Origin of the sequence: Pandoraea sp. B-6, assembly GCF_000282835.1 — a bacterium.
Lineage (GTDB): Bacteria > Pseudomonadota > Gammaproteobacteria > Burkholderiales > Burkholderiaceae > Pandoraea > Pandoraea cepalis.
Genome location: NZ_KB290523.1, coordinates 1 through 13,877, shown reverse-complemented (window position 1 = coordinate 13,877; position 13,877 = coordinate 1). Strand labels below are relative to the sequence as shown.

Here is a 13,877-nt window from a genome sequence, read left to right as displayed (position 1 = left end):
AAGAGCGTCTGGCTGGCGAGCGTGCGCGGACGCTCGGCCTCGGGAGACTTCGGCTTCGCCATCAGGCCCCCCCGAGCGCCAGCAGGCGCTCGTAGACGTAGCACTTGAGCGCGACGTAATGCGACGGGTCTAGAACGGGCAATTCGACGCCGTGCAAATGACTGCCGTCGTCGCCTTGTTGCACGCTGCGGATCGTGCCACTGGCTTCGATGGGCATGTCGATGTCGCCGACACGCACGCGGAACGCGAGCTGTATGCTGTCGCCGGGCGCGCCGAGCGGAGTGTCGGCCAGCAGCGAGACACCTTCGGCGCTGACGTCTTGCAGCAGGGCAAGGTGGCGAGCCTCACCCGCACCGACAGATACGACCAGCCTGGCGGGTACGCGCTGCGAACGGCGCAGCACCTTGCGGCGGATCTGTGCCGGCGCGGAGAGCACGGCGTAATCGAACGGCAGCCGCTTCACACGCTCCACCGTACAGACGAAGTGGTAAATGTCTTCGCCCGAGAATGTCCAGAGTTCGAGCCGCTCGCCGACGTTCAGGGTCGGCGGCGCGACGCGGCCCGTCGGGGCGGTGATGAACAGCATCTGATTCGGCGCGTATCCGATCACACGCGTGCGCACCCGCTGCGACCCGGCGCCCGGCGGCAATTGGATCTGCAGCCAGTCGCCGGGGCGCAGATTCAGGTCGGTGAGCGCGTACTGCGGTTGCGTCGCGCCGGCGGCGGCGCTCGCATTGTCGGGGGCCGCCGCCGTGGGCGCGGTAACCTCCGACGGGGCGAGGTCGTCTCCACCGAGGTTAGCGATCCGGTGCGGGGCGAACGACGCGAACAGCCAGTCGCGGCCCGCCTGCGTGGGGACGATATCGCCCGCGGCAAGCAGGGGTTCCCCATTGCGATCAACGATGGCCCAGGGCAGGGCGTCGCCCAGGGGGATCTCGTGGGGCGCGAGCGGGACAAGGGGAAGCGCATGGAGGGGCGCGGTAGACGTCTGAGATGGGGTATCGACCATAGGGGCAGGGGGGCGCGCGGCGGGCGCGCTCGCGTTCGTGCGTTGAAATGTCGTGGATCGTTAGCTGGCCGGCATGGTATCGGCCCACCGGCTTCGCGGCAATCGTAGCGAAGGGGGGCTCGCCGGAATGCGCGAGCGACCGCTGACGTCAGGTGTCCGAAAGTCTACCCCGGCGCATTGGCACTTGGCGAGAGGGGAGTTGTACTCTGCCCTGTGCAAGCTGCGTAAGTGGGCACTCGCTGGGGGACGGTTGCGACGCGGCACTGACGGGGTTCAACGGCTGGATTCGGGATGGGCGCGCGTGCTCGCTCCATGGGGCACGGCATGCGTCATGCCATCTCCCTATAGTTGACGGTTTGCCGGCGTGCCCGGCGGCGACCAGGTGGGGGGAGCGATGTGGTACCAGCAGTGTGCAGGCGCAAGCGGTTGGGGAGGGGCCTGGAGCAAGGCGCCGGCCGTTGAGCGCTCGGAATCGCCGGAGGCGACGATGCCGCGCCGCGCCGCGCAAACCGATATTGGCGCCCGTCTGACGCAGACGGCCAACGCGGCGGGCGATGCGTGCAGCGATGAGGTCGCGCTGTCACGTCGCGTCGATCCTGCGCTTGCGCAGGCCTTTGCCAAGGCGTGGGCGGGATTGTGGGTGACGACCGGGCCGTGTCAGCACTTCTATCGCAAGGAGTTCGATCTGGCGCACGCGCGTGACGCGCGTCTGGCGTGCAACGCCGCACAGGTTGAAGCGATGTTGGTGCCCACTCACAACGAGGGCCTGCATTGCGGCACCGCCTCCGGTACTGCCATGGGTACGGGCACCGCTGCAGCGAACCGCGCCGTCAATGCCAACGCCAACGCCAACGCCAACGCTTCCGCCACCGCTATCGATGTCGACCCGACGTGTCGCGACATTGCGCGATGGATCGACGCGGTGGCCGCGACCGGCGACCGGGGTTGGCATTTTCGTGCGGCGCGCGATGCCCTGTCGCTCGCGGGCAATCTGTCGCTGCTCGCGGTCATTGCCGCGTGCTTCTACCAGGAGGAGGGCGCGACAGGCGACGACGGGGCGCCGGTCGCCGGTCGCGGTGCCTCGATCGCCAACACCCCGTTTGGGGTGCCGTGGGCCGACTGGACGTTGCTGGCGTTCGAGGGCGCGAAGGGCGTCATGACGCAGTCGCTCGGTTCGCCGACGCTGATTCGTCACCATGCCGTCGACGAAGTGCTCAAGCGCATGGACGCGGGATGCCGGCTGCTGGAAGCGTGCGTGGTGCCGTCGGCGCCGCCCCCTGAGGCGCCGTCGTCGTGGCGCGGCGCGCTTGCCACGCTCACGCGATCGCGCGACGTTGCCACACTCTTTACGTTCGCCAATACGGCCGTGCCGCCTGCGCGGCTGGGACTCTGGATGCCGTCGTGGTTCGCGAGCGAGTCGAGCGCATCGAGCAGGACCGACAGCTATCGGGGCATGCTGCGCGTGGCCGGGCTCATGCTCGATTCCTGTCGCGCGGTGACGAGTCTGCTCGGCACCTGGGCACGCAATGCGGTCTTCACTCGCGATGCGCAGGACTTGACGCGCCGATGGGAATCGCTTTGCGAGCGGCTCGCGACGGTATTGGCCGACGATCGGGCGACAGTCCTCGATCGCGTCGATCGTGTGACGCAGCTCTCCGCGCATTGCGACACCCCGCTGCTGGCGGCCATCGCGTCGAGCGAGGGGGTACGTGAGCGCCTACTGGCGTGCGGCGAATCGTTGACGGCGAACGACATCGCCGCCACTTGTGACGCGTTCGACGTGCAGTGCCACACGTCGTGCGTTGACGGCCACCGCTATCTAAGCCTGAATCCGGCCGAGAGTCCGTGGGGATATCGATGGAAGGGGGAGGCGTGGCAGTGTGGGGGCGCAACACCAGTCCGAACGTCGTATCGGTTGCTGCTGCTGTATCAGCACTGGAGCGCGGCGTTACTGGAACGCGTGGTGTCGTCGTGCGGTGCGCCGGCGGCGCAAGCGACCGAGGTGTCGCCGAATGATCGACCCACCGACCCGCCGGGCGTTACGCGCACGCGCTCGGGCGTGGCGCATGTCGATATCGAGTCGACGTGGGTGTGAGGGGGCATGGTGCCACGTGTCAATCTGGCGTCGTGACCTCGAAATCCAGCAAGGCCGAACTCATCGATTTGCCGTGGGCGTCCAGCGCGAGCGAGCGCGTCACGCCGCCCCCGAGCGCCTTGCCCAGGACGAAGTTGAACGCGCCCAGGCAAGGCAGTTCGTGACGCACGACATCGCCAAGCACGACGTCCCCCAGAAACGCCTTCACCCGCTCGGCCGTGACTTCGGCGCGCAGGTGCTCGTAATGCCTTGCGTCGTAGCAGATGAGCGAGACGTTGAGTGTGTTGCCCTTGTCGCCCGTGCGCGAATGCGCGAGTTCACGCAGCTTCATCTCACATCTCCACGAAGGTAAAGGACGGCTTGACGTGTTCGCGTGGCAACAGCACCGACTGGACCGCGAGCACCTCGCGTACGGACTTGGTCACGCCACCACCGCCGGCCGGACCGTTGGTGTACAACGTCTCGACTTCGTTGCCGATGCGTAGTGCCTGGTCGGCCGATGCCGTGCGTCCCGCTACGCGTACACGGACTTCGTAGGGCTCGGCGTGGCGCGCGCCCGCCGTTTCTCCGTGCAGCGAATTCATGCCGATCAGATCGCAGCGCAATTCGCTCGTCTGCACGCCCGTCAATGCCAGTCGTTCGCGAACGATATCGAGCGCTAGCCTCGCCCGTGACACGGCGCCCGGGCCCCCGTAAGAGATCTGCCCTTCGCCAATGAATCCGTCGACGTAGCCGACGGAAACTTTGAGCGTGTCCGTGCGGGGGGTGCCGCGTCCGCCCGTTACCTTGATCCGGTCGGGGGCTTCCTCTTCCACACGCACGTGCGAAAAGTCGGCCACGACGTCGGGCTGAAGATATCGCCGGGGATCATGAATCTCGTAAAGCAACTGCTCCTTGCATGTGGCTTGCGTCACGCGTCCCCCGGCGTCGGGCACCTTGGTGATGACGACCGATCCGTCGGGCGCGACTTCGCCAATCGGGAACCCGAGCGTCGCGAGGTTGGGCACGTCCTTGTAGCCCGGATCGGCGAAGTAGCCGCCGGTGATCTGTCCCGCGCACTCCAGCAGATGCCCGACGACGGTGGCCTGTCCCAGCGTTTCCCAATCGTCCATGCGCCATCCGAATTCGTGGATCAGCGGCGCGACGAACAACGAAGGGTCGGCCACCCGGCCCGTCAACACGATTTGCGCGCCCGCCGCCAGGGCATCGACGATGCCGGCCGCACCCATATACGCATTGGCCGACACGATACGATTCCCGTAAGACGCCACGCGCTCGCCCGTTTCTTCGAAGTGGGCGTCTCCTTGCAGCACGACGTCGAGCACGTCGTCGCCGGTGACGGCGGCGATCTTCACGTCGCCGAGCCCCAGTGCGCGAGCGATCTCCGCTGTCTTTCGTGCCGCCGCGAGCGGGTTGGCCGCGCCCATGTTCGAGATGATCCGCACGCCATTGCGCAGCGCTGCCGGCAGTACGGCGGTCATGCGTGCTTCGAGCAGCGGGTCGTAGCCGGATTGCGGGTCTCGGCGACGTGCCTGTTGCGCAATGCCAATCGTGCGTTCGGCCAGGCATTCGAAGACGAGATAGTCGAGCGCACCTCGCTGCGCGAGTTCAACGGCAGGCTCGATGCGGTCGCCCGAGTATCCGGCGCCTGCGCCGATCCGGATTCGTCGCGAAGACGGGGTGGGTTGCGTGCCGTTCATGCGGGTCGGGTCCGTTCAGTAAGGCTTAAAGCGTGAAGATGCCGAGTGCGACACACGCGATCGTCATGACGATGGATGCGCCGAACAGCAGCGGAAACGTGAACTTCTGATGGTCGGCCAAATCGATGCCGCACAGGCCGACGACCAGGAAGGTGGCGGGCGTGAGGGGGCTGACCGGGAATCCGGTCGTCATCTGGCCCAGCAGGGCGGCTTGCCCGACGTGCACGGCCGGCACGCCCAGTTGTCCGGCGACCTCGGCAATGACCGGCAGTACGCCGAAGTAAAACGAATCGGGATCGAAGAGCATGCTCAGCGGCATCGACAGCAGACCGAGCGCGACCGGAATGTGGCCCGCCATGCCCGGCGGCACGAAACCGACGGCCGCTTGCGCCATCGCCTTGAGCATGCCGCTGCCTTGCATCACCCCGGTGAAGACCCCGGCGGCGAGCAAAATGCCGGCCATCATCAACGCCGCGCGTGCGTGTGCGTCGATGCGTTTGCGTTGCATGTCGACGTCCGGGTAATTCACCATCAATGCGACGCACAGGCCCACCATGAACATGATCGCGGGCGGCAGCTTCTCGCCCATCACGACCATCGTGCCGAGCACGACCAGCGTAAGGAGGATGTTGAACCAGAAGAGCTTCGGACGGCGCAGCGCCTGCTGCTCGGGCGAGAGCTCGCGTTTGGGCATCGGGATCGAACCGCTCGCGGCGCTCAGGCCGAGCCGCTTATCTTCCCGGCGGCCGAGCCAGTAGGCCATGCCAAATACGAAGACCAGCCCGATGGCTTGCACCGGAATCAGCGGATTGAACAGGCTCGACACCGGCAGGTGGAGCGACGCCGACGCTCGAATCATCGGCCCGGTCCACGGCAGGAAGTTGATGCCCGCGGCCATCGACACGGCGGCTGCCAGCACGCGGCGGTCCATGCCCAGACGGTCGTAAAGCGGGAGCATGGCCGGAATCGTCACGAGGAAGCACACGGCGCCGGAGCCGTCGAGGTGGATCAGCAGGGCCAGCAGCGTCGTGCCCATGACGATGCGCGTGGGTCGGGTGCCGACGGCTTTCAGGATGCGATCGATGATCGGATCGAGCGTGCCGGCGTCGGTGATGGTGCCGAAGTAAAGAATTGCAAAGACGAACATGCCGACGACCGGCGCGAGGCTCTTGAGGCCGTCGATCACGAATTTGCTGGTCTGAAAGCCGAACCCGCCGATCAACGACGCCACGATCGGCACGATGATGAGCGCCACGAGCGGCGACATGCGTTTCGAAAGAATCGCGCCGAGCAGCACGACGATGGTAGCCAGCCCCAGTAATGGCAGCATGTGCTTGTCTCCCATGTTGTTTTTTGATGCGATGGAGCGTAAGTTCGGGGCGTTGATAAATCAATTGAAATGATTTGATCGCAGCAATCAAAAAACATAATGGATTTGAATCTACGAGACATCCGCGCGTTCATCGCGGTGGCGCAGACCGGCAGCTTCACGCGAGCGGCGGCGCGATTGCATTTGTCGCAACCGGCATTGACCGTGCAGATCCGGCGGTTGGAGGAGACGGTCGGCGTGCGGCTGTTCGATCGCAACAGCCGAAATGTTGCGCTGACGCCGACGGGGCGTGAGCTACTACCGTTGTTGCAGAAGTCGCTGCATGACATGGAGCATGTGCTGATCGATGCGCGTGCGCTCGGCGACGGGTCGAGCGGCACTGTACGCATTGCCTGTCTGCCGACGTTTGCGGCGAGTGTGCTGCCGGAGTTGATCCAGCAGGTGAAGGCGGCGGTACCGCGCGCCGGTTTTCATGTGAGAGATGCGGTGGCCGGGGTGGTCGAGACGCTGGTGCGTAACGAAGAGGTCGATATCGGCCTGACGGGCGGTGAGTTGAGCGACGCGGAGATTGACGTGCTGTACGCGGGCGCCGACCATCTGGTGGCGGTGCTGCCGGCGGGACATGCGCTGGCGCGGCGCAAGCGCGTATCGCTGAAGGATCTCGCGAGCGTGCCACTCGTGCTGACGGCGCAAGGCACCAGTGTGCGGGCGGTGGTGGATGGCGCGTTCGCGAGCGGCGGTTTCACACCGGAAATTGCCTGCGAGCCCACATACATGATGACGGCCGTCGCCATGGTCCGCGCGGGACTCGGCGTGACCATCCTGCCGGCGTCCGCCCGGGAAGTCCGGGCAGAACCGGAATTGCGGGTTCGCCCGATCGATCACGACGCGTTTCTGCGACCTATTGCCCTGATCAAGAAGCGCGGGAGAACGTTGCCTCCCGTCACGCAGACGTTTGTGGCGATGTTGTTGGAGAAGTTGGCGCCGGGGTAGGGGGCAGCGCGAACCCGCGGCGTTGCGCTGCGGGTTCGCGCTGCACGAATCCCGTGATGAGCACACTCACCAATTCGTTTCGCGCTCCGGCGTCGCGGTGATCTTATGGATGGAGAGGTCGGCGCCGTAATATTCCTGTTCGTCGTCGAGCCTCAAGCCCACACAGCGTTTGATCACGCCGTACACGACATAGCCGCCGGCGAAGGCGATCACCACGCCCATCACGGTTCCGGCGACCTGCGCGAGGAAGCTCACGCCGCCCACGCCCCCGAGCGCCGTCTGTCCAAAGATGCCCGCGGCTACGCCGCCCCACACGCCGCACACGCCGTGCAACGGCCACACGCCGAGCACGTCGTCGATGCGCAGACGGTTCTGCGTCACCGTGAACAGCCACACGAACAGGCCGCCGGCGACCGCACCGACAACAAGCGCGCCCAACGGATGCATGACGTCCGAGCCCGCGCACACTGCAACGAGTCCCGCGAGCGGGCCGTTATGGATAAAGCCGGGGTCGTCCTTGCCGACCCACATCGCCACGAGCGTGCCGCCGACCATCGCCATGAGCGAGTTCACGGCGACCAGCCCCGAGATGCCGCCCACGCGCTGTGCGCTCATCACGTTGAAGCCGAACCAGCCGACAATCAGGATCCATGCACCAAGCGCCAGGAACGGAATCGACGACGGCGGATGCGCGGCGACTTGTCCCTGGCCGTTGTAGCGTCCCCGGCGCGCGCCGAGGTGCAGCACCGCAGCCAGCCCGATCCAGCCGCCAACGGCATGCACGACCACCGAACCCGCGAAATCGTGGAACGGTGCGCCCAGCGCATGCGTGAACCAGTCCTGAACCCCCAGATGGCCATTCCAGGCGATGCCCTCGAAGAACGGATAGATGACGCCGACGAGGAAGAACGTCGCCACGGACTGCGGGTGAAACTTGGCGCGCTCCGCAATGCCGCCCGACACGATGGCGGGAATCGCCGCCGCGAATGTCAGCAGGAAGAAGAAGCGAACCAGCGCATAGCCGTTGTGCTCGGAGAGCACCGTGGCACTCGACCAGAAATCGACGCCGTACGCGAGCGGATAGCCGATGAAGAAATAGGCGAGACCCGAGACTGCGAAGTCGGTCAGGATCTTGACGAGGGCATTGACCTGATTCTTCTTTCGAACCGTGCCGAGTTCGAGAAACGCGAAGCCAGCGTGCATGGCAAGCACCAGGATCGCGCCGAGCAAGAGGAACAGCACGTCGCCGGGTGTATTGGAATTGGGCATGAATGTGCTCTTTTGGTGCAAACATGAAGAAGAACGATGATAAGCAAGAGTAATGCCAGCAATTTGTATCCCATTGATTGATATTGATGTTTTGTCTGGCGATATGAAATTTTCGGCACCGTGCTGCACGTTCATGGTGCCGTGTGGCGTGTCGATGAGCGAAGTCCGTGCATCGACGTGACACGCGCTGGCCGAAAAAAGCGGAAAGGATGTGCGACCGTTCATGCGATGCGTCGCGTGAACGCGCGGTATAGAATCTGACGGTCTCACGGGGCCATGCTGCCCGTCCGGTGTCGACGATGCCGCGCTGCCAACCGCGCCGTCGTGCGACGAGAACACGATCGACATAAGCGCTATCACGCGCAAATCACTGAGGAAATCCGATGATCTTTGAAATCGCCCAGATCGAAGTGAAGCCCGGCACCGAAGCCGCGTTCGAGCAAGGTGTCGCCAAGGCGACGCCGTTGTTCAAGGGCTCGAAAGGGTGCCATGGCATGCGTCTGCTCAAGTCCATCGAGCAACCGACGCACTACAGCCTGGTCGTGACATGGGAAACGCTGGAAGATCACACCGTCCACTTCCGTAACTCGGAAGCGTTCCAGCAATGGCGCGCGCTGGTGAGCGACTGCTTCGCGGTGCCGCCGAATGTGGGGCATGTCACGGAAGCGCTCATCGGCTTCTAAGGGCTACGCGCATCAAGCGCAGCAACGCAGGCGGTGAAGGGAATCTCCCTCACCGCCTTTGTCTTTTCTGGACCGGGAGACGAGATGCGCACCTAGGGTTAACTCGGTGATGACTGTCAAAAGTTTTCATATAACATGCAAACCAGAAAAATATTCCGTGACGTGAGCGCATGACCACCAAGCCCAAGACCTTGACCGAACAAGTCGCGCAGCAGTTGCAGGAGGCGATCCGGCAAGGGACATATCCGATCGGCACCAAGCTGCCGACCGGCAAGCAACTCGCCGAGACGTACGGCGTGAGCCAAGCGGTGATCCGCGAAGTGACGGAGCGCCTGCGCGCGCAAGGATTGATCGACAGCCGGCAGGGGGCGGGCGTGACCGTGAAGGCGCGCACGCCGTCGAGCGGTTTTCAGGTGCCGGCCGGGCAAGACGCTGCCGACCTCGCGAGCGTCTACGAGCTGCGTCTCGATCTGGAGAGCACGGCCGCCGCACTCGCCGCCGTGCGTCATACCGACGATGACATTCGCCGACTCGCCGACATCCTGGAGAAACTCGAGACGAATCTGTACCACGCCGACAACGGCGTGGAGTACGACACCGCGTTTCACGCCGCGATTGCGCGTGCCACGCACAATCGTTATTACGCCGATCTTCTTCAGTACCTGAACCTGCAGATGCGACAGGTCGTGCAAGCGGCGCGTTCGAACACGCTGCGCCACGAGGGACTCGCCGCGCAGGTGCATCAGGAGCACGTGGCGGTGTTCAATGCCATCAAGGCGCGCGATCCGCTGCTGGCGCGCGCGGCGTCGCTCTCGCATCTGTTGCGCGCGTCCGCGCGTCTCGGGCTGACGCTGCCCGAGCGCGACATCATTACCGGCGCCATCGCGCCGACCCGCGCCTGACCCGTCGTCAGATCCCATCCTCCGCACCGTAACCCCCGACGCGCGACCCTATGACCCTCACTGCTTTCGCTCAGCGCCTCGTCGATGCCGTCGGCGCCGACAGCGTTTTCACCTCCCCCGACGACGTTGCGCCGTGGCTCGCCGACTGGCGCGGCATGTATCGCGGCAACGCCCAGGCGGTCGTGCGTCCGCGCACGACGGAAGACGTCGCGAAGATCCTCGCGCTATGTCAGAGCACGGGCACGCCGGTCGTGCCGCGTGGCGGCAACACGGGGCTGTGCGGCGGCGCCACGCCCGACGCGTCGGCGCAGAACGTGGTGCTCAGTCTTGATCGCATGCATACCGTGCGCAGTCTGGACACCATCGCCAACACGCTGGTGGCCGAGGCCGGCTGCATTCTCGAAGACCTGCAACGCGTCGCGCGCGATGCAAACCGCCTGCTGCCGCTCAGTCTCGCGGCCGAGGGCTCGTGTCAGCTCGGCGGCAACCTCGCGACCAACGCCGGCGGCGTGAACGTCGTGCGCTACGGCATGACGCGCGAACTGGTGCTCGGCGTCGAAGCCGTGCTGCCGAACGGCGAGATCCTGCATGGTCTGCGCACCCTGCGCAAGGACAACACCGGTTACGACCTCAAGCAGTTGCTCATCGGCTCGGAAGGCACGCTCGGTGTCATCACTGCCGCGGCATTGCGGCTGTATGCGCCGACCCCCGTGCGTCAGGTGGTGATTGCCGCGGTCACGTCGCCGCGTCAGGCGCTGGCCTTGTATGAATTGCTGTTTGCGGCGTGCGGCCCGCGCATGCAGGCGTTCGAGTTCTTCACGGGCGAGTGTGTCGACCTGGTGATGGCGCATGTGCCCGACGTGCGTGCGCCATTCGGCGAGCGGCACCCCGGCTACGTGCTGATCGAGCTGGCCGATACGGCGGACGAACAGGCGCTGGCCGCCTTGCTGGAGCGCGTGATCGAGACGGCCATCGAGCGCGATCTGTGTGCCGACGCCGTGGTGTCGTCCACGCTGGGGCAGGTGGAGGCAATGTGGAAGTTGCGTGAGGAGATCTCCGAGGCCCAGCGCGCCGACGGACCGCACCTCAAGCATGACGTTTCGCTGCCCATCGAAGCGATTCCGGATTTCATGACGAGCGCCGAAGCGCGCGTGCGGCGCGTGTGCCCGCAGGTGCGTCCCTTCATCTTCGGGCATTTCGGCGACGGCAATCTGCATTACAACCTGTCGCGTCCCGCGGGCGAGGCGGCCGACTTCATGGCGAAGCACGGCGAGGCGATCACCGCCGAAGTGCTCGACGAAGTGGCGCGTTACGGCGGCAGTATCAGCGCCGAGCATGGCATCGGGCAGCTCAAGCGCGCGTCCTTCGCGAAGTACAAGTCGCCGCTGGAGTTGCGCTTGATGCGCGAGATCAAGGCCGTGTTCGATCCGGCCGGCATCATGAATCCGGGCAAGCTGCTGTAAGCGCGTGCTTTGTCGATGAGTGCCGGCGTCCCCGGCGCTCGATCTGTTTTCCCCCGGCGTGCGCCCGACGTTCCGAGCGTCGCCCTCGCATCCCTTGAGGAGTCGATATGATTGTCACCCCCGCCGCCGGCGCGCCGCTGTGCCTCGGCCCGCTGGCCGAGATTGATCCGCCGTCGTTCGTGGTGCCGTTCGGCGCCGTCGACACGCACGCGCACGTGGTCGCGGCGAGCGATGCGTACCCGATGGTGCCCGAGCGCAGCTATACGCCGCCGCCCGCGCCAGAAGACAAGTACCTCGCGATGCTCGATGCCACCGGCATGACCTACGGCGTGCTAGTGCAAATCAGCGTGTACGGCACGGATAACCGCTACCTGCTCGAGACGCTGCGCCGCCATCCCGACCGTCTGCGCGGTATCGCGGTGGTCTCGCCGGACGTGACCGACGCCGAACTCGAGGCGATGCACGCGGCGGGCGTTCGCGGGTTACGCATCAACGTGCTGTTCGGGGGCGGCATCGGCTTCAAGGCGATGGAAACGCTCGCGCATCGCATCAAGGATCTTGGCTGGCACATGCAGTTCCTGATGGATGTGAGCACGTTGCCCGACCTCATGCCGCGCATGACGAAGCTGCCGGTGCCGGGTATCGTCGATCACATGGGACACACGCCGGTGGCGCAGGGGCTCGACGCCCCGGGCTTCTCCGCACTGCGCTCGCTGGTGCGCGATCACGGGTATTGGGTGAAGCTCTCGGGCGCCTATCGCATCAGCGAACGTTTCCCGACGTTCGACGACGTCACGCCGTTTGCGCAAGCGTTGATCGAAGACGCTCCCGATCGCATGGTCTGGGGCAGCGACTGGCCGCATGTGTCGCTCACGCGTATGCCGAACACTGGGGCGTTGCGCAATCTGCTGCCGCTGTGGGCGCCCGACGCCGACACACGCCGCCGCATTCTCGTGGACAACCCGGCGCGTCTCTACGGTTTTCCGACCACGGCCTGATGCACTGACCTTGCCGGCATTGTCGGGCGCACCGCGCGCCCGCGTACGACCCCCACTTCAAAGCACTTCAAAACTTCACGAGGAGACAAGATGGACTGGTATCGGCAGATGAACAAGACGGAGCGGCGCACGTTTGTCGCGGCGTTCGGCGGCTGGGCGCTCGACGCGCTCGACTTCATGGTGTTCACCTTCGTCATCACGACGTTGATCACCGTCTTCCAGATCGACAAGGCGCAGGCCGGCATGCTGGCCACCGTGACCCTGTTGTTCTCGGCCATCGGCGGGTGGCTGGCGGGCGTGCTCGCCGACCGCTTTGGGCGCGTGCGCATTCTGCAAGCGACGATTCTTTGGTTCTCGATTTGCACAGTCCTGATCGGCTTCGCACAGAACTTCGAGCAGATCTTCGTGCTGCGCGCGTTGCAGGGGCTGGGATTCGGCGGCGAGTGGGCGGTGGGGTCGGTGCTCATGGGCGAGATCGTGCGCACCGAGTATCGCGGGCGCGCCGTCGGCACCGTGCAAAGCGGCTGGGCCATCGGCTGGGCGGTGGCGGCGCTGTGCTACACGGCGTCGTTCTCGTTGCTGCCCGAGACTTATGCCTGGCGCGTACTCTTCTGGATTGGCGTGATTCCGGCGCTGTTCGTGCTCTTCATCCGTAAGAACGTGCCGGAACCGGCGCTGTTCGAGCGCACACGCAAGCAGGAAGCCGCCGCAGCCAAGCGCACGTCGGCATGGGCGATTTTCTCGCCGTCGCTCATCAAGACCACGGCGCTTGCTGCGTTGCTGTGTACTGGCGTGCAGGGCGGGTACTACGCCGTGACGACGTGGCTGCCCACGTTCCTGAAGACGGAGCGTCATCTGTCGGTCATCGGCACTGGCGGCTATTTGCTCGTGATTATTCTGGGGTCGTTCATCGGCTATCTGACGGGGGCTTATCTGACCGACCGTCTGGGGCGTCGGGCCAACCTACTGATTTTCGCCGTGCTGTCGGGCGTGACCATCTACGCTTATACCCAGCTTCAATTGAGCAATGATCAGATGCTCATCCTCGGCTTCCCGCTGGGCTTCGCGGCGTCGGGCATTTTCAGCGGCATGGGGGCTTACTTGACCGAGTTGTTTCCGTCGGCGGTGCGCGCCAATGGTCAGGGTTTCACCTACAACTTCGGGCGCGGCTTCGGTGCGCTGTTCCCGAGTCTGGTTGGTTATCTGGCCAAGACCAGCGGTCTTGGTGCGGCCATCGGCATGTTTGCCGGCGGTGCCTATCTTGTCGTGCTGATTACCGCCTTGTTGTTGCCTGAAACGAAAGGGCGCGAGATCGAGTAAGGTGGTACGTTCCCGGGGGGCCTAGCGCCGTCGTCGTGGCTCGCCGCCCGGGTTTTCTGAATCAAGGGAGTTCCGCATGAAGGTGCTTGTCCCCGTCAAACGGGTAGTGGATTAC

The 13,877-nt window shown here is 65.1% G+C and carries 12 protein-coding genes; 7 read left to right on the top strand and 5 right to left on the bottom strand.

Annotation, left to right across the window (positions count from 1 at the left end):
* Positions 1 to 61 precede the first annotated feature (61 nt).
* Positions 62 to 1,009: a flagellar brake protein gene (locus A985_RS27040; RefSeq protein ID WP_017233732.1), complete on the bottom strand. Its 948-nt coding sequence runs from the start codon at positions 1,007 to 1,009 to the stop codon at positions 62 to 64.
* Between the two features lie 394 nt (positions 1,010 to 1,403).
* Here A985_RS27040 and A985_RS0112425 point away from each other — a divergent pair, with 394 nt between their 5' ends.
* Positions 1,404 to 3,104 (top strand): hypothetical protein, encoded by a 1,701-nt coding sequence (locus A985_RS0112425; protein WP_157211447.1) that lies wholly within the window; start codon positions 1,404 to 1,406, stop codon positions 3,102 to 3,104.
* Positions 3,105 to 3,123: 19 nt separating this feature from the next.
* Here A985_RS0112425 and A985_RS0112420 read toward each other — a convergent pair whose 3' ends face one another.
* The 3 genes from A985_RS0112420 to A985_RS0112410 are packed head-to-tail and all read right to left on the bottom strand — an operon-like array spanning position 3,124 to position 6,134.
* Positions 3,124 to 3,435: a hypothetical protein gene (locus A985_RS0112420; RefSeq protein WP_017233730.1), complete on the bottom strand. Its 312-nt coding sequence runs from the start codon at positions 3,433 to 3,435 to the stop codon at positions 3,124 to 3,126.
* Position 3,436: 1 nt separating this feature from the next.
* Complete coding sequence (locus A985_RS0112415; protein ID WP_017233729.1) at positions 3,437 to 4,804, bottom strand: acyclic terpene utilization AtuA family protein; 1,368 nt, start codon at positions 4,802 to 4,804, stop codon at positions 3,437 to 3,439.
* A 25-nt stretch (positions 4,805 to 4,829) separates the two neighbouring features.
* Positions 4,830 to 6,134, bottom strand: a complete 1,305-nt coding sequence (locus tag A985_RS0112410; protein WP_017233728.1) for a CitMHS family transporter — start codon at positions 6,132 to 6,134, stop codon at positions 4,830 to 4,832.
* Between the two features lie 99 nt (positions 6,135 to 6,233).
* Between A985_RS0112410 and A985_RS0112405 the strand changes: the two genes are divergently transcribed.
* Positions 6,234 to 7,127: a LysR family transcriptional regulator gene (locus A985_RS0112405; RefSeq protein ID WP_017233727.1), complete on the top strand. Its 894-nt coding sequence runs from the start codon at positions 6,234 to 6,236 to the stop codon at positions 7,125 to 7,127.
* A 66-nt stretch (positions 7,128 to 7,193) separates the two neighbouring features.
* Here the strand turns inward: A985_RS0112405 and A985_RS0112400 are convergent, their stop codons facing one another.
* Entirely contained in the window at positions 7,194 to 8,396 is a 1,203-nt protein-coding gene (locus tag A985_RS0112400; RefSeq protein ID WP_017233726.1) for an ammonium transporter, read from the bottom strand.
* 383 nt (positions 8,397 to 8,779) lie between these two features.
* On the opposite strand from A985_RS0112400, the gene A985_RS0112395 reads away from it, so the two are divergent.
* From A985_RS0112395 to A985_RS0112375, 5 genes are all read left to right on the top strand, one after another.
* Entirely contained in the window at positions 8,780 to 9,079 is a 300-nt protein-coding gene (locus A985_RS0112395; protein ID WP_017233725.1) for an antibiotic biosynthesis monooxygenase, read from the top strand.
* 170 nt (positions 9,080 to 9,249) lie between these two features.
* A complete protein-coding gene (locus tag A985_RS0112390; RefSeq protein ID WP_017233724.1) occupies positions 9,250 to 9,981 on the top strand; it encodes a FadR/GntR family transcriptional regulator in 732 nt (243 codons plus the stop codon).
* 50 nt (positions 9,982 to 10,031) lie between these two features.
* Positions 10,032 to 11,444 carry an FAD-binding oxidoreductase gene (locus A985_RS0112385; protein ID WP_017233723.1) on the top strand — a complete coding sequence of 471 codons (1,413 nt, stop codon included), beginning with the start codon at positions 10,032 to 10,034 and terminating at the stop codon, positions 11,442 to 11,444.
* A gap of 107 nt (positions 11,445 to 11,551) precedes the next feature.
* A complete protein-coding gene (locus A985_RS0112380) occupies positions 11,552 to 12,442 on the top strand; it encodes an amidohydrolase (RefSeq protein WP_017233722.1) in 891 nt (296 codons plus the stop codon).
* A gap of 90 nt (positions 12,443 to 12,532) precedes the next feature.
* Positions 12,533 to 13,762 carry an MFS transporter gene (locus A985_RS0112375; protein WP_017233721.1) on the top strand — a complete coding sequence of 410 codons (1,230 nt, stop codon included), beginning with the start codon at positions 12,533 to 12,535 and terminating at the stop codon, positions 13,760 to 13,762.
* Positions 13,763 to 13,877: the final 115 nt, after the last annotated feature.

Excerpts from the sequence above, each read along its gene's own strand:
- A985_RS27040 (WP_017233732.1), bottom strand. The coding sequence starts at position 1,009 with ATGGTCGATACCCCATCTCAGACGTCTACCGCGCCCCTCCATGCGCTT.
- A985_RS0112425 (WP_157211447.1), top strand. The coding sequence starts at position 1,404 with ATGTGGTACCAGCAGTGTGCAGGCGCAAGCGGTTGGGGAGGGGCCTGG.
- A985_RS0112420 (WP_017233730.1), bottom strand. The coding sequence starts at position 3,435 with ATGAAGCTGCGTGAACTCGCGCATTCGCGCACGGGCGACAAGGGCAAC.
- A985_RS0112415 (WP_017233729.1), bottom strand. The coding sequence starts at position 4,804 with ATGAACGGCACGCAACCCACCCCGTCTTCGCGACGAATCCGGATCGGC.
- A985_RS0112410 (WP_017233728.1), bottom strand. The coding sequence starts at position 6,134 with ATGCTGCCATTACTGGGGCTGGCTACCATCGTCGTGCTGCTCGGCGCG.
- A985_RS0112405 (WP_017233727.1), top strand. The coding sequence starts at position 6,234 with ATGGATTTGAATCTACGAGACATCCGCGCGTTCATCGCGGTGGCGCAG.
- A985_RS0112400 (WP_017233726.1), bottom strand. The coding sequence starts at position 8,396 with ATGCCCAATTCCAATACACCCGGCGACGTGCTGTTCCTCTTGCTCGGC.
- A985_RS0112395 (WP_017233725.1), top strand. The coding sequence starts at position 8,780 with ATGATCTTTGAAATCGCCCAGATCGAAGTGAAGCCCGGCACCGAAGCC.
- A985_RS0112390 (WP_017233724.1), top strand. The coding sequence starts at position 9,250 with ATGACCACCAAGCCCAAGACCTTGACCGAACAAGTCGCGCAGCAGTTG.
- A985_RS0112385 (WP_017233723.1), top strand. The coding sequence starts at position 10,032 with ATGACCCTCACTGCTTTCGCTCAGCGCCTCGTCGATGCCGTCGGCGCC.
- A985_RS0112380 (WP_017233722.1), top strand. The coding sequence starts at position 11,552 with ATGATTGTCACCCCCGCCGCCGGCGCGCCGCTGTGCCTCGGCCCGCTG.
- A985_RS0112375 (WP_017233721.1), top strand. The coding sequence starts at position 12,533 with ATGGACTGGTATCGGCAGATGAACAAGACGGAGCGGCGCACGTTTGTC.